The sequence below is a fragment of the Shewanella sp. genome (genome assembly GCF_051658185.1).
Taxonomy (GTDB): Bacteria; Pseudomonadota; Gammaproteobacteria; order Enterobacterales; family Shewanellaceae; genus Shewanella.
Genome location: NZ_JBOFMC010000010.1, coordinates 1 through 15,908 on the forward strand (window position 1 = coordinate 1; position 15,908 = coordinate 15,908).

13 protein-coding genes and 1 pseudogene are annotated in these 15,908 nt (G+C 51.5%); 2 read left to right on the forward strand and 12 right to left on the reverse strand.

Features of this window, described 5'->3' with window-relative positions; genetic code table 11:
* The 12 genes and pseudogenes from ACRCZA_RS00505 to ACRCZA_RS00560 form a co-directional block, all read right to left on the reverse strand.
* Positions 1-853: pseudogene (locus ACRCZA_RS00505) on the reverse strand (hypothetical protein); the annotation flags it as partial.
* Positions 850-1,788 carry an ExeA family protein gene (locus ACRCZA_RS00510; RefSeq protein WP_438672534.1) on the reverse strand — a complete coding sequence of 313 codons (939 nt, stop codon included), beginning with the start codon at positions 1,786-1,788 and terminating at the stop codon, positions 850-852. The gene ACRCZA_RS00510 and the pseudogene ACRCZA_RS00505, both read right to left, overlap by 4 nt.
* A 6-nt stretch (positions 1,789-1,794) precedes the next feature.
* Complete coding sequence (gene mshL, locus ACRCZA_RS00515) at positions 1,795-3,471, reverse strand: pilus (MSHA type) biogenesis protein MshL (protein ID WP_438672535.1); 1,677 nt, start codon at positions 3,469-3,471, stop codon at positions 1,795-1,797.
* A 14-nt stretch (positions 3,472-3,485) separates the two neighbouring features.
* On the reverse strand, positions 3,486-3,803 hold the full coding sequence (locus tag ACRCZA_RS00520) for an MSHA biogenesis protein MshK (RefSeq protein ID WP_438672536.1): 318 nt from the start codon (positions 3,801-3,803) through the stop codon (positions 3,486-3,488).
* Entirely contained in the window at positions 3,790-4,440 is a 651-nt protein-coding gene (locus ACRCZA_RS00525; protein ID WP_438672537.1) for an MSHA biogenesis protein MshJ, read from the reverse strand. The genes ACRCZA_RS00520 and ACRCZA_RS00525 overlap by 14 nt, the downstream gene beginning before the upstream one ends.
* Entirely contained in the window at positions 4,437-5,039 is a 603-nt protein-coding gene (locus ACRCZA_RS00530) for a PilN domain-containing protein (RefSeq protein WP_438672538.1), read from the reverse strand. Before ACRCZA_RS00530 ends, ACRCZA_RS00525 begins: the two co-directional genes overlap by 4 nt.
* The gene (locus tag ACRCZA_RS00535; protein ID WP_438672539.1) at positions 5,032-5,958 is read right to left on the reverse strand and encodes an MSHA biogenesis protein MshI; all 927 of its coding nucleotides are present in this window, start codon (positions 5,956-5,958) and stop codon (positions 5,032-5,034) included. Before ACRCZA_RS00535 ends, ACRCZA_RS00530 begins: the two co-directional genes overlap by 8 nt.
* 240 nt (positions 5,959-6,198) lie before the next feature.
* Positions 6,199-8,106: an RNase E specificity factor CsrD gene (csrD, locus tag ACRCZA_RS00540; RefSeq protein ID WP_438672540.1), complete on the reverse strand. Its 1,908-nt coding sequence runs from the start codon at positions 8,104-8,106 to the stop codon at positions 6,199-6,201.
* A gap of 29 nt (positions 8,107-8,135) precedes the next feature.
* Complete coding sequence (locus ACRCZA_RS00545; RefSeq protein ID WP_438672541.1) at positions 8,136-8,393, reverse strand: hypothetical protein; 258 nt, start codon at positions 8,391-8,393, stop codon at positions 8,136-8,138.
* Between the two features lie 125 nt (positions 8,394-8,518).
* Positions 8,519-9,763, reverse strand: coding sequence for a malic enzyme-like NAD(P)-binding protein (locus ACRCZA_RS00550; protein WP_438672542.1), 1,245 nt, complete (start codon positions 9,761-9,763; stop codon positions 8,519-8,521).
* 587 nt (positions 9,764-10,350) lie between these two features.
* Positions 10,351-10,563: a 50S ribosomal protein L31 gene (gene rpmE / locus ACRCZA_RS00555; protein ID WP_438672543.1), complete on the reverse strand. Its 213-nt coding sequence runs from the start codon at positions 10,561-10,563 to the stop codon at positions 10,351-10,353.
* Positions 10,564-10,827: 264 nt separating this feature from the next.
* Positions 10,828-11,844 carry a FimV/HubP family polar landmark protein gene (locus ACRCZA_RS00560; RefSeq protein ID WP_438672544.1) on the reverse strand — a complete coding sequence of 339 codons (1,017 nt, stop codon included), beginning with the start codon at positions 11,842-11,844 and terminating at the stop codon, positions 10,828-10,830.
* Between the two features lie 102 nt (positions 11,845-11,946).
* Between ACRCZA_RS00560 and priA the strand changes: the two genes are divergently transcribed.
* Together priA and argS are read left to right on the forward strand one after the other, a co-directional pair.
* The gene (gene priA, locus ACRCZA_RS00565) at positions 11,947-14,142 is read left to right on the forward strand and encodes a primosomal protein N' (protein ID WP_438672545.1); all 2,196 of its coding nucleotides are present in this window, start codon (positions 11,947-11,949) and stop codon (positions 14,140-14,142) included.
* Between the two features lie 193 nt (positions 14,143-14,335).
* Positions 14,336-15,908: arginine--tRNA ligase (gene argS / locus ACRCZA_RS00570; protein ID WP_438672546.1), on the forward strand; the 1,573-nt coding region annotated here is incomplete at its 3' end.

Here is a 15,908-nt window from a genome sequence, read left to right on the forward strand (position 1 = left end):
CCTCTGCGGCTTTGGCCAAAGCCAGCTGTTTTTGCGCTAATTGCGGGGGCGTCAAACTCACCTCAGTCACCGTCATCGCGCGCTCAGCTTGTGGATAAGCGGCGCTGGCGGTATTGGCTGTATTGACAGCACCGCTCACATTCGCAGCGCCGAGGCTGTTAACCGCAGCGCTGCTGGCTGCACTCTCTAGTGCAGTATTAGCGCTCACCATTGCAGTATTTGTGTTCACCATTGCAGTATTTGTGTTCACCATTGCAGAATTAGCGCTCACCACTGCAGCGCTGGGCTCTGGTGTGGCGACCGGCGTTGCGGCTGCGGAGCTAACACCAGAACTCGTCATTAGCGCCGGGCTACTTGCTACAGCGTTTTTCGTCGCAATGGCGCGCGCATCCACAGCCGCAGTTGTTGGCGCAGCGCTATACTCGCCCCTCTGCGGCTCTGTTGTCGGCGATTGCCGATCGTGAGGAGACGCCATTTGCAGCGGCGTGGTCATCGCCGTCTCGCTTTTAACCTTTCCCGACTCATCTTTCGCCATCACCGACTCGTCTTTGACGCTCACCGATGGGATGCTAGCCGATGGGGTGCTGGCCAGCGCAGGCGCCGCCGAAGGAGCAGCGACGGGCGTGGCTGGCAAGAGGACATGCTCCGCTTCCGCTTGGGAGGAGTGGGGCCAATTTTGTAAGACGTAAACAGCCAGAGCGCCGAGCGCGAGGGATATCAGGCTGACAAGTATCCAACTTTTTGATGCACGCGCCTGTCCCGCATACTGCAGCTGCTGAGGCGCAATATTGCGCAGTTGATGGCCCTGCTGGCGCTTATCGAGATCTTTAAGCATTTGATTGATCACACTCATGATCCCAGATCTCCCCAGTGGACGAACTCAAAGCGAAAGCCCATTGCCCAGATCAAACAGAGCGACACACCAACCACGAACAACAGGCCCAGCAAGACCGCTCGCCAAGCACCAAAGTCCCCTCGACTGGCATCCTCGGTATCGGCGATAGCTAAGCGTACATGGCGCCCCATGACGCGCACCGCCCCTTCACCAAAACTGAGCAGTAAGGCTTTATGGGCCAAAATATTAATCAAGCGGGGGATCCCGCGGGCGGCGCGGGCGATGTGACGACTTAAGCGCGGACTAAACAGCACCTCTCCGGCGCGGCCAGCAATGGCTAAGCGGTGCCGCAGATAAGCATCAGTTTCATCCGGCGTTAAAGGCCGCAGTGTATAGCTAAAAGTGATCCGTTGGCGTAATTGCCTAAACGCTTGACGCTTTAGCCTATCATCGAGCTCAGGTTGGCCAAATAACACCACTTGGAGCAGTTTGCGGCTCTCGGTTTCAAGATTGGTTAATAACCGCAGGGCCTCGAGACTGTCATCAGGCAGGGCCTGAGCTTCATCAAGCACCAGCACAACGGCAAAACCTTGGGCGCTAAGCTCAAGCAGGCGCTGCTGAATCAGCCCGGTGAGCCGCTGCTGATCTAAATCTGGGGTATAAGTCACCCCCAGTTCATTCGCTACGGCCCAGCGCAGTTCTGCTGGCGTGAGATAGGGATTAGGCAAATAGGCGCATTGAAAGCCTTGGGGTAGCTCATTGATTAACTTGCGACAGATAAGGGTTTTGCCCGTGCCCACCTCGCCCGTCACCTTGATAAACCCTTCTCCGGTTTGCAGGGCCATTTGAAGCACCTGCAAAGCTTCCACGTGCGGCAATAGCCCGAAAAAAAATCCGGTATCAGGCGTTAATGAGAAAGGCGTTTGGTTGAGGCCAAAATGCTTTAAATACATAGGAGCTTACTTAGGCTCCGGATACCAGCGATCAAGCAAGGTCTTAGAACGCTCAAGCTCGGTCTTCCACGTCTCGCCGCCGACGACGGTAGGTTTAAGCAGAATAATGAGCTCCGTTTTCTTTTTTTGATTGCTGCGGTTTTTAAAGAGTTCACCCAATAACGGGATATCACCTAGCAGCGGCACTTGTGAGACGATTTCAATATTTTCACTCTTCATCAACCCGCCGATCACCACCACATCACCGGAGGCGGCGCGGATCACGGTGTCGGATTCACGGATCTCACTCTGGGCGAGGGGCAATTCTAATGACTCATTGCTGACCTTAATCCCCTTGGTTTGCTCTTTGACATCAATAACCGAAGGGTGCACATGCAGCAACACGTTGCCATCTTTATCAATTTGCGGCGTAACATCTAAGGCAATACCCGAAAAGAACGGCGTCAATTGCACTTGAGGCGTGGTCACCGGTGTGGTGCCAGCCACCGTGGTCGAGGACACGTCGGTAACAAAATACTCATCGGTCCCAACCTTAATCACCGCCTTTTGGTTATTAGAGGCCGTGACTCGCGGGCTCGATAACACATCCACATCCCCTTGGGTGTCGAGCAAACTAATCATTCCCGCAAAATCCGAGCCTTTAAAGCTCAGCGCCGTGACGCCACCGATAGCCGCAGTGATTTTATCGTTAAGCCCAGGGCCGGGGAGCGTTCCCACGCCCACCTGAGTGTTGCCGCCCGCGAGCGCGCTACCAAAAGCCTCCCATTGGATCCCCTGCTGGTAACCATCGGATAAGGTCACCTCTAAAATTTTAGCCTCGAGGATCACTTGGCGCTGCAGGTGAGTTTCTGCAGAGCTTAAGAAGCTCCGCACCTGACGCAGCTCATTGGGGTAAGCGCGGATCGTCACTAAGCCTGCTTGAGGGGTAACCACCACCTGCCGGCCATGGCCTGTATCACCAATAATCGCCGTGAGGGTTTGCTGTAAATCGCCCCAAAAATCGGTCTTAGTGCGCGAGCGAATAAAAGTGCCATTCGTGCTGTCAGAGTTGTTATTGTTAGCGCTGTTGCCATTGGTATTGTTGCTGTTATTGTTGCCATTATTACCAAAGCCAGCATTGTTATTGTTGCTGTTGTTATTACCGTTATTGTCAGAAATGCGCCCAGAGCTGACAGAGGTCAAGGATAAACCATCACGCTCCATATACAGATAGTTGAGGGGAAAGGTTTCGGTGCGCATACCGGCGGGAAATACCCGCAATACTCGCCCCTCGCGGCTGACCTCATAACCATAAATATCTTCAACAACTTGAATAACTTCAGTTAATGTGACGCCTTTAAGCGACAGCGAAATCTTGCCTTCCACCTCAGGATGCACGGCAATGCTCAGGGGCGTCCCTTGCACAAGGCTTGGGAAAAACACTTTAGCATCCACATCATGGGCCGACACATCGATACGCCGCTCCCCTTCTAGGGGAGCAGTTAAGCCCGTGAGCAAACTGCTGCTATTAAGCTCACGCTGCACCGCATCTGGCATCATCGCTGGCGGTGGCGTCACTTGGGCAGAGGCTTGCATAGACGTCGCCAGTGCTTCTTTGGCTGCCACGGGTACGGGCCTGTCGCTGCTTTGACACGCAACGAGACAAAGTGAGAGCAGAGGTGTGAAGTATTTAATCGCAGTCATGTAAAGGTTATTCCCTATCTCTCGGTGATGGTTTGGAACAGTTGCAATTTGCGTCCGTCGGAAAGCCACACAGCTCCCGCGGTAATACGCACCACTTTGACGCCTTGAATGCTATCACCAACAGACAAAATTTGGTTATTAATCACAGCATAAGCTGAATTGGCAGAACTGACTATGCTGTTAAGCACTAACCTTTGCCCTTGAGTTGGAGCGGCAGGCTGCCCCTGAGCGAATGCTTTTCCAGGCAGCGTCGGGTCCCGCAGTTCCTTGGCCGAGACACCTAGGCCCAAAAACACTAACCCAATAAAAAGATGCGACTTATTTAGCAACACTGATAAAGTCCTTTGTCATACTCAAGGTGTACAGCTCCAGCTCGACCCGCCCCTTCGGATATTGCGCCACCTGATAGTCGAAGCGTTTCCAATAGAAGGTGTTAGGCAGTGCCTCTATGGCGGCCATAAACCCCATCATAGAAAAGTAATCTCCTTCTAAGGTCATGCGGATCCCATGGCTGTATAAATTGAGCTTGCCTTGCGCCCCCTGCGCGAGAAGTGGCGTAGGCGCAACTGAACTAAATTTCACTAAACTGATACCGCGGACTTGGCCGAGTAATTGACTCAACAACCCCGCCATCGCCTCCGCGGGCACCAAGGAAATCATCTGGTGATTAAGCTGGCTATCAATGAGCTGATGTTGCTGCTGTAACAGCACTAAGCGCTGACGATGATCCTGATTAGGATCCTGCACCAAACGCTGCTGATATAGGTCAATTTGCTGGAGCGACACTTGGTTGTCGGCCGAAAGCTGCTTAAGCTGCTGGCTTAGCGCGCTTTGACGCTGCCACAAGCTTTCAAGGGGCAGATAACCCAGCGTGCCGATGATCGCACACGCGGCCACGGCAATGAGCACCCGCTCACGGCGGCTAAGAGCATCAAATGTTTGCCCAAGGCGATGGATCAGGGCATTCATTGTACAGGCTCCTTAGGCGACTCACTGACCAAGGTAAAGGCCAAAGGCTTACCTTCGCCGCGATCCATACTCATGGCCGAAAAGGCTTGGCCTTTTAAAGAATGGCTGTCTTTCAGCTTACCAACCCACTGTGGAATGCTTTGAGGGTGCTCGGCATAGCCCTCAAACGTATACTGCTGCTCATCAATCCGGATGCGACTAAGCCATACCTTGGTATCGGATATGGCAGCAAGATCTTGCAGCACAGCGGCAAAACCGCGGCGAGTAAAGCTGGCGCGCTGGGCTAACTCATCAATTAATAATTGTTTTAAAGCCAATTGATCCGACGCGAGCGCCACCTCTGTTACGAGGGCCGCATCGGGTTTATGGGCGAGCAGCTTGGCCTCAAGCTCGGCTTTTTGTTGATCCACCAACTGTTTTTGCTGCAATGCTTGCGCTAGCGCCTGCTCGGACAGATGAAGCTGCCAATAGGCGTAAAACGCCGTTAGACTGAGCAACAACACCCCTAGGCTGGCATAGCGCAACAATGCGCTAAAGGTCAAACGCTGCTTTGGCGGCAGCAAGGCGGCAGAATAAAGGTTGACCCTGAACTTACTCACTCAGCCCCCGCGAAAACTCACTGAAGGCGAGACGCGCAAACGTGGCGCCCACTGCGCTGTTATCAATCACATTCACCGCCTGATTAAAATTGGCCGAGACCAATTGGGCGAGGGCCTTCACGGCACCATCGATCAATAATTCAATCGAGGCAACCGGCGCCTGCCTAAGTTGGCTCTCAAAGTAATCCATCGAACGCTGGATTTCTAAACTCAAATTATCGGCAAGGCCATAATTGAGTTCATCGACGCTGGCCTTGTCTAACTGACTAAAACCGCGAACCCGGCGCTGCATATACAGTTGCCCCTGTTTTATCACAGTCAACATTAACTCCTGCCCCCCATGCTGCGTCACCACGAGGCGGGCTTGGCTATCACTCGTCGATAACTCACTTCCCACTAAAGCGCCACTCAAAAAATCGCCGCGACATAAATTACTGGTCGCGAGCTCTTCAATGCTGATACCAGTGACACTGAGGCCCTGCTGATGCAACGCCTGCACCAGCTCGCTCAATGGCCCTTTATCCACGACCACCACATTGAGTTTATTGCTGGGGATGGGCGACTCAAAATAATCCAAATAGATTTGGGCAGTGGGCAGCGACACCATATCTTTAATTGACCAAATTAACGCTTGCGGCCATTCCTGCGCCGCCACATTCGGTTTATCGGTTACGCATAATTGATAACGCTCGCTACCGAGCACCAATTGCAAGCGACTCCCAGGGAAGGCGCGCGCCAACTCCGCCACGGCGCTTTGCCATTGGGTACCTTGCCAGTCAAAGGCCTGAACATGCTCAGCCCCACTTGCTGTCGCAGGCCTATATACCCACAACTTATTGGCACAGACATACACGCCAAGATCTGTGCTGGCCGCTTTATGTCGCCAAAAGGCTAACCTGCCTATCAGTCCATTATCCATAAGATGCCTATAAGTTAATGAATTTAAATGCCAATACTTTATCTCGCTATCATGACAACGCGAACTCGCTCGGGGATGGCACGCCCAAGAAGATCAATCTGCTCCGCGTTCATCTCGCGTTAGTCATCATTTTGACGCGCGCCATTTTAGCCGCTAATCCGTGAATTTTATACAAAAAATGCTCAGAACTGACGAGTACATCCCGCAATACCACTCATATCGCTGCACCTTAGCCTAACGCTAGCTTAATTCGATAGGATCGCTAAAAAACACCCCTTGCGCCATACCAACACCGAGGATTTGCAAAGTTTGCCACTCCTCCAGCGCCTCCACGCCCTCAGCGCACACTTGCACCTCCGTCCGGTATAGGCCACCGATAAGACTGCGAATAAATAATTGATTCTCAGGCCGTAAATGAATATTGCGCACAATGGAGCGGTGCAACTTAATCATGTCGAAATGACATTCACGAATATAATAGGTCCCCACCACCTGCTGCCCAACGTGGTCGACACAGAGCCGCGCGCCCATTTTGCGGATCATCTCAAGCTTTGGCAGTAATACGGCTTGGTGCTGGATCACGATATCCTCGGAGATTTCAAATATCAGCCGCGCCGCTAAATGACGATACTCGAGTAAACTGGTCTTAAGCCACTTCGTAAAGGCGCGGCTCATTAAGGAATCAAAACTTAAATTGACGCTATACACTTGCTTGGGATTGTCGGCCCGGGCCAATAACTGCAGCACACGGCTGAGCATTTGCCGCTCAATTTGCGGCATAAGGCCGCATTTATTCGCCATAGGAATAAACAAGGTGGCGCGGATTAACGCCCCGTGATTATCCCTCACACGAGTGAAAATCTCTTGATGATGCACCGCGCCATCACAATCCTTGATCGGTTGGCTAAAGGGATAAAATCGACGCTGCACTAAGGCATTTTCTAAAAAGCTGCGCCAGCGCACTGACCCCTTGGCAAACTCAGCATCGATTGCCCCTTTATCGTACATAAACCAATTATTGCTGCCCTGCAATTGGGCCGCGCGCAAGGCCATTGCCGCTTCATCGAGCAACTGGGCCGCATTGTCACCGGCACGAAAATAGGCGCCACCTAGGTGGAAAAAGTTATCGCGATTTTCAATATCCGCTAAAGGCTGGCTAAGGCAGACCTTCAATAACTGACTGGCAAGTTGATCGGCCTCGGCCAGGGAGATTTGCGGCACGACCATCGCCAGTTGGTTATAAGAGCGCCTTGCAAAAATGCTATTGGGAAAATTATGCAGCAGCTGATTAATCCCCGTGACCATCGCATTGAGTAGCTCCAGCGCGGCGCCCTCCCCCTTGGCCTGTTGCAACAAGTCAAGGTCATCTAACTCCAATAAATAGATGACACCATGGGCAACCATGGCCTGATGATAACTGAGGGCATCAAGGCGATTATTGAGAAAAAGGCGATTACCGATGCGCGTTTGCGCGTCCAAAAACGTGTTGGAGCGGATAAATTTATCAAACCGCCCACGCTCCTTTTGTGCATCCTGCAAATCCTCGAGTAGCCGAGTCAACGCTCGATTAATCAAGCGCGGCTTACCCTTACCCGGGTTTGCCAGCGCCTGATCATGCTTACCCTGCAGGATGAGGCGGCTGCGCACTGCCAGCGCCTCAACGCCCTCCAGCTGCCGTGAAAACCACACATAGCCAAAGCGAATAAAGACAATAACCGCCAGCAGACCAATACTGAGAAGGAGTAGCTCCGCAGTGCTAACACGGTAATGCAGTAGAGGATGGGGTAAGGTGAGGGACATGTGCAGATCGCTGGCCTTATCAAGGGAGCGCTCATAGGTTAGCGAATGGGCTCCGCTTGGCGCGCCTTGATAGCCATATAACTCTTGGCCTTGGCGAGTGACACGAATATTAACGACATGGTAAGCCTGCAACACCGCAGGCAACCAAGCGCTTAATGGCGCAGGCGCCTTCGACTGGTAATGCGTCAGCATGATGCTCTGAAGCTCTGCCACCCTTTGCTGCTGCAACTGATAACTGAGCTGCACCACACCCATAAGGGCGCTGAGTAACAACACACCAGCAATGGCTGCCAAAGACATCAACCAAAAACTGGTCAATTTAGTCGTTAACATTCGGGTAAATTTCATCTATCCGCTATCTCGCAGGATTATTATGGTTATAACGCTGACATTAACACAAAAACAACAAACGCTCCCACCGGAATCTTACCAGCAAAGCACTTGCGGCGTCGCGGTTTGTTCTCTGCAGGTGGTGACAGATTAGTAACGAGCAAAAGAAGATTATTAACAACAGGTTGTGCAAGCAATTCATCACTCAGCATTAACAGCCTAGGATTAACGCCCCCGCCTTTTACGCCCAGCGGTGCACGCTGAAACATGACGGACATTAAAAATGGCAAACTTAACAACACCAAGGAGGCGCAAGCGCCTCCTTGGTGTTGCATTTTAGCTGTCATCGCGCGAAGCGGTCAGTGGCCACACCACGCCCAAGCGGCGCTGGCACTGCCAGATTGATGCGCGAAAAGTTATTGTAGGGACGTTATTGCGCGTAGTCTGGGAGCGTAGTGATCGCTGCCACACCCGACTCGATGGCGGCCTTAGCCACCGCGCGGGCAACCTGAGGCAATAACCGAGGATCCATCGGTTTAGGTAGCACATAGTCAGGGCCAAAACTTAAGGAACTCACCTGAGGGTAAGCCTTAAGCACGCTCGCAGGGACGCTCTCTTTTGCTAATGCGGCAATCGCATGGACAGCGGCAAGTTTCATCTCATCATTAATACAAGCGGCGCGCACATCGAGCGCACCACGGAAAATAAACGGGAAACAGAGCACGTTGTTGACTTGATTAGGGTAATCGCTGCGGCCCGTGCCCATAATCAGATCCGCACGCGTTGCATGGGCAAGTGCGGGCGTAATTTCAGGATCCGGATTCGAGCAGGCAAAGATCACTGGCTTATCTGCCATCATGGCCACCTCTTCGGCACCAATGACATTCGGTCCCGACAACCCTAAAAACACATCCGCGCCTTTAATCACATCCTGCAGGGTGCGCTTATCGGTATGATTAGCAAATAATGCTTTGTATTCATTAAGATCATCACGGCCGGCATGGATAACACCTTTCGTGTCGAGCATATAAATATTGCTCGGGGTTGCGCCACACTTAACCAGCATCGTCATACACGCAATGGCCGCGGCCCCGGCGCCCATGCACACAAAGGTGGCATCGCTAAGCTGTTTGCCCTGGATCTCTAGCGCATTAATCATGCCAGCGGCCGTCACAATCGCAGTACCGTGTTGATCATCGTGAAATACTGGGACGTTACAGCGGGAAATCAACGCTTGCTCGATAACAAAGCATTCTGGCGCCTTGATATCCTCAAGGTTAATACCACCAAAACTGTCAGCAATGGCGGCAACCGTATTGATAAACTCTTCGGGTGTATTGTGGGTGATTTCAATATCAGTCGCATCGATATTGGCAAAATGCTTAAACAACAGCGCCTTACCTTCCATCACTGGCTTAGAGGCTAAGGGACCTAAGTTACCTAAACCAAGTATGGCGGTACCGTTGGTGATCACCGCAACAGTGTTGCCCTTATTGGTGTAACGGTAAGCATTTTCAGGATTAGCCGCGATCTCACGCACGGGCTCAGCCACGCCCGGACTGTAAGCCAAGGCAAGATCGTAACTGGTTTCAGCGGGCTTGGTCAGACAAACCGCTGTTTTGCCTGGTACGGGAAATTCATGATAATCGAGCGCTTGTTGACGAATATCTGACATTTTAACATCCTGAAATGCGACATTTATAATAGTGTTAGTAAGGTCCGCCACACTAAAATCACTGTATAGATGAGTGATATTATCGTTTGGCAAGTTGAGCTAAGATACGCCAATCGGGGACGTTTTTAAATAAGCGATTGAGAAATTTAAGCTTTGCTTGATTATTTTAGCATTAAGGCGAATTTAACAAACTTATCTTGGCCAATTCAGGGGAAATTTCGCGATATTTTTGTAGGAAATAAACGTAAATATTTAGCTTATTACAGCTAATTATTGCATGAAGTACTGTAAAATGTTGGTCAAATTACAATTTCGACCACTAAGCACCATAATCTTATCACTCAGTAGCCCAAAGCCACGATATTCGCGGACCAAAATGAATGATTTGGCCATGGCAAGGTTTGTCAGCGCAGTAACGCCCTCGCAGCACTCCCCATGTCACCTCAACATTCGTACACTGAAGCTAAACTTACCACCGGTTAACCAGCCTTTTAGCTAAAAGGTTCTGTAGACCAGCCCCGTTTTTTGCGTATCCCAAAAACAAAAAAGGCGCCCAAGGCGCCTTTTTGCAGTCATTGCCGTCGCAATTACTTCTTAGCAAGCACACCAAAGCGCTTGTTGAACTTGTCGATACGACCGCCAGTATCAACAACTTTTTGTGTACCTGTGTAGAATGGGTGACATGCACCGCAAACGTCTAAGTGCAGGTCTTTACCAGCAGTAGAGTTTACTTTGATCACGTTGCCACAAGTACAGTTTGCAGTGATAACTGCGTAATCTGGGTGGATACCTGGTTTCATTGGGATTACCTCAAAATGTAAGGCCATGTCGCTCTTCCAACCCGAAGTCGGACACCACATGCAGTTAATAACGATATGTTAGGGCGCAGAATGGTACAGTATCGGCACAATGGATACAAGTAGATTATCTAGCCATAATGCCTTTGTTCTGCCCTCACCTTTGGGTCATCGCGCTACGGTTATTCTAAGAGTGGCCTTACCGCGAGTTAGGCAAATAAACCGGTCAACATGGCCCACCAAATAGCCGCCATTGGCCAGCCATCGTTAACCTGCGGCTTTACGCTCAAACAAGGCCTTAGCATTTTTAGCATCGAGGTATTGGGCAACTATGGTCGCTGACGGGCAAGACAGCCTCGCGGTGGCTTTTAAGGTATTGATGTTATTTTTGGCAAAAGCCTTAGGGTTAGCCTCATAAATCGCCAGCATGGCCCCATAAACACTCACTTGCCATTGCTCGGTGTAACGCTTCGCAACCCGCCACAGGGTGTCGTTCCCGCCATACTGGAGCACACATTCTGTACTGGGAGTGCTAGCAGCATTGCCTGTCGCACTGCCAACCCCTGTTGTTATGGCTGTTGTTGTGGCTGTTGTTGTGGCTGCTGTTGTGGCTGTAGCTGCGGTGATAGTCGCGGTGGTGACGCCAGCAGTGGAGGCTACGGCAGTCGCCCCGTTATCCCCAGGAATACGAAAGCCTACTGATTGCTGTTGCCCCAGTGCGTCGAGGTTAGCGCCCTCTTGAGGCGTTGGCCGTACAACCGGTGCAACGGATGCCGCGGTCAGGGCCGCATCATGCAGGCGCTTGATATCTCTGCTTGTTTGAGATGTGGCTGATGGAGCTTTAGTTGATTGGGTTTTAGTTAATTGAGTTTTAGTTGATTGGCCTGTGGTTAATTGCGATGTCACTGCTTGCGCGTTGGCCACCTTCGCAATCGCCGCGCTTCCCGCAAACAAAGGCACACGCTTTGCCTCATACCAGCGGTCGACCCGATATTCTTTTACCACTAATTGCGCCTGTGGATCAGTCACATCCTCGACCCCGGTCAGCAATACCAAAAAGCGGTTAACGGGCTGGGCCATTAACTTTTCTTCACCGCTCGCCTGGCGCACCCAAAATGCCAGCCGAGTGAGTTCTTGATCATCGCTAATCACATTAAGCCGCATCTTGGGATGGGAGCCCAATTCAAACATCGGCCCATTGAGGCTCACGTGGGATACCTGCGCAACGCTGTAGGCGCTTAAACTTAACGCGAACAATCCTAATAGTTTTGCTATTTTAGTCATATAGTTACTCTCAACCATCCCTAGATAATCTCAGATTAAGACTAGCCCTAACTCGCCGTGCTGAGTACACTAAAGTCAATTTCCATTACGTCAGTCCTGCATATGTCACTGTTTGTTGAAGTCGCTTTACCTGTGCCTATGCGGCAAAACTTCAGTTACCGCGTCCCTGAAAGCTATCAACAAACACCCCAAAAAGGCGTGCGAGTAAAAGTTCCCTTTGGGCGCCAGCAATTGATCGGTCTCGTCACTGCCATAACAGATAGCTGCAATCTCGAGCCGAAACAAATTAAAACAGTGATTGAGTTTATTGATGATACGCCATTACTGCCAGAATCCCTTTACACATTAACCCTCTGGGCCGCGCGCTACTACTTTTGCAGCCAAGGGCAAATGCTCACCCAAGCCCTGCCCGTCGCCCTGCGCAAGGGGCTTGATGCTGCGCCGCAAACCCTCCAATATTGGCAACTGACCGAGGTGGGACACGCGATCGCCCCCGAGGCCCTAAAGCGCGCGCCCACGCAAAAAAAACTGCTCGATTTACTCAAATTAGGCCCTTTAAGCCAAGAAGACGTCATCAGCCAAGCCCTCAACAAAGCCAGCCTCAAGGCGCTCGCGGATAAGGGCTGGATTGCGCGCATGGAGAAAATAGCCAAGCTCGATCTTAGCTGGCGCCAACGGCTTGAACTCGATGAAAAGCCTCATAAACTCAATAAAGAACAAGCCATTGCCGTCACCATCCTTAATCAGCAACAGGGATACCATTGCACGTTATTGGAGGGGATCACCGGCTCAGGCAAAACCGAAGTCTACTTAGCGGTACTGGAAACCGTCCTCAAACAGGGAAAGCAGGCGCTGATCCTCGTGCCCGAAATTGGCTTAACCCCACAAACCATTAACCGCTTTAAGCGGCGTTTTAAGGTGAATGTCGCCGTATTGCACTCGGGCCTGACCGATAATCAGCGCCTCGAAGCTTGGCGTCAAGCGCGCTGTGGTCAAGCGGCCATTATTATTGGCACCCGCTCAGCCCTGTTCACGCCAATGGCTTTCCCCGGGATCATCATCCTCGATGAGGAGCACGATAGCAGCTTTAAGCAACAAGAAGGTGTAGGCTACCATGCCCGCGATCTGGCCGTTATGCGCGCGCATTTAGAAGCCATTCCGGTCATTTTAGGCTCAGCGACGCCCTCACTTGAGAGCCTACAAAATGCCTTGAGCGGCCGCTACCAGCATTTACACTTAGGAGAGCGCGCAGGCGCCGCCAAAAAAGTCAGACAAGGGATTATCGATATAAAAAATCTGCCGCTAAAAGCAGGAATGTCGGCGCCCCTTATCAATGAAATTCGCGCCCATTTAGATGCCGGAAACCAAGTGCTGCTGTTTTTAAATCGCCGCGGTTTTGCCCCGGCACTGTTGTGCCATGAATGCGGCCACCTGCATGAATGCGACCGCTGTGATGCCTTTTTCACGGTGCATCAATCCCTTGGCGAGATCCGCTGCCACCACTGTGGCAACCAATATGCCATTCCGAAACAGTGCCACCAATGTGGCAGCACTATGCTAATGGGCCAAGGCATCGGCACTGAGCAATTAGCTCAGGCATTGCAGCAAGAGTTTCCTAAACATCCGGTGGTACGCATCGACCGAGATACCACGCGGTTAAAAGGCTCCCTCGAGCAACATTTAAGCGCCATTCACAAGGGCGAATACAAAATCCTCGTGGGCACCCAAATGTTGGCAAAGGGGCATCACTTTCCCGATGTGACCCTCGTGGGCTTACTGGATGTCGACGGTGCACTGTTTAGCGCCGATTTTAGGGCTCCAGAGCGTTTTGGCCAGCTCTATACCCAAGTCGCCGGCCGAGCAGGGCGCGCCAGTAAGCCGGGCACCGTATTATTACAAACCCATCAAAGCGATAACCCCATACTGCGCGATTTACTGCACCGCGGTTACGGCGAATTTGCCCGCAGCCAACTGAAGGAGCGCCAGCAAGCGCTACTGCCACCAGCTTGGCACATGGTATTAGTGCGCGCCGAAGCCCATTCGGCCGCGGATGCCGACAGCTTCCTCAATGCCTTTGCCGCCCTCTTGCCTCAGGATAAGGAGTTTGAAGTCATAGGCCCGATGCCAGCGCCGCTGGATAGAAAAGCCGGAAAATTTCGCCGCCAATTGCTATTTCAAGCCAAACAACGCCAACGCCTACAACAAGAGTTTGAGCGAGTGCAGCCACTTATCGAGCAGCTCCCCGAGGCCAAACGCTGCCGCTGGAGCCTCGATCGGGACCCACAGGATCTGCTATAACGGCCTTCACTGAACAATCCGTTATCGATTTTCTGGCTAAGCAACGACTTGCCAAGTCTCATTGATTGTTTTATAAGCAATTGCACCAGATTTGATAAAAAAACCTTGGGAAGATGGCAATTAAGCGCCACAAGCGGTTAAAATGCGCGGTTATTCCCAGTATTCACACTTACAGTTAGTAGCCAATTAATCCATGAAATCACATATCCAATCATTACTTGAACAAACACTCGAATCCTTTAAGCAACAAGGTATCTTGCCTGCTGATTTTACAGCGCGCATTCAAGTAGATCGCACCAAGGATAAGAGTCATGGTGACTTAGCAACCAACCTTGCGATGATGCTAACGAAGGCGGCGGGTAAAAATCCGCGCGAATTAGCCCAACTGATCATCGACACTCTTCCGGCCTCGGCTTATGTCGCAAAAGTGGAGATCGCTGGCCCAGGCTTTATCAATTTCTTCATTGATGACAGCGCGTTAGCCAATCAGTTACAGGCGGCTATTGAAGATGAACATCTCGGGATAGCACTGCCAACACCGCAAACCATCGTGGTGGATTACTCTTCCCCCAACCTCGCCAAAGAAATGCACGTCGGCCACCTGCGCTCGACCATCATTGGCGATAGCGTCGTGCGTACCCTCGAGTTTTTAGGCCACAAGGTGATCCGCCAAAACCACGTCGGCGATTGGGGGACTCAGTTTGGGATGCTACTGGCCTACATGGAAGAATTACGCGCCCAACATGGTGAACAAGCGCAGCTGGAACTGTCTGATTTAGAAACCTTCTACCGCGCGGCCAAACTGCGTTTTGATGAATCGGCCGAGTTTGCCACTCGCGCCCGCCAGTTGGTGGTCGAGCTGCAATCGGGAGATGAATACTGCAACAAACTGTGGCGTGAATTTAACGATATCTCGCTAAGCCACTGCCACGAAGTGTACGAACGTTTAGGCGTAAGCCTCAGCCGCGCCGATGTCCACGGTGAAAGCGCCTACAACGCTGATTTAGAACAAGTGGTTAAAGATCTAGATGCCCAAGGGTTATTGACCGAAAGCAACGGTGCCAAAGTGGTATTCCAAGAAGCCTTTCGCAATAAAGAAGGCGAAGCGTTGCCAGTTATCATTCAAAAAGCCGATGGTGGATACCTGTATGCCACCACGGACTTAGCCGCCATGCGTTATCGCTCCCACGTCCTCAAGGCAGACCGCGTGCTCTACTTTGTGGATTTACGCCAAGCATTGCACTTCCAGCAGGTCTTTAGCCTCGCCAAACTGGCTAAGTTCGTCCGCGAAGATATGTCATTGGAACACTTAGGCTTTGGCACGATGAACGGCGAAGATGGCCGCCCATTTAAAACCCGTAGCGGCGGCGTGGTCAAACTCGTGGATTTATTAGAAGAGGCCAACAACCGCGCCCTTGAGCTCGTGCGCAGCAAGAATCCTGATATGGATGAGGCCACCTTAGCTCAAATCGCTAAAGTGGTCGGTATCAGCGCGGTCAAATATGCTGACTTATCTAAAAACCGCACCAGCGATTATATTTTTAGCTTTGAACAAATGCTCAGCTTTGAAGGCAATACCGCCCCCTATTTGCTGTATGCCTACACCCGCGTGGCAGGCATCTTCAAACGGGCCGCTGAGGTGGACTTAAGCCAAGGGAAAATTGTGCTCGAGCATGAAAAGGAAAAAGATCTTGGTAACAAGTTAGCCCAGTTTGGTGAAATTCTAAACCGCGTGGTCGACAAAGGTCAGCCCCACGTCTTATGTG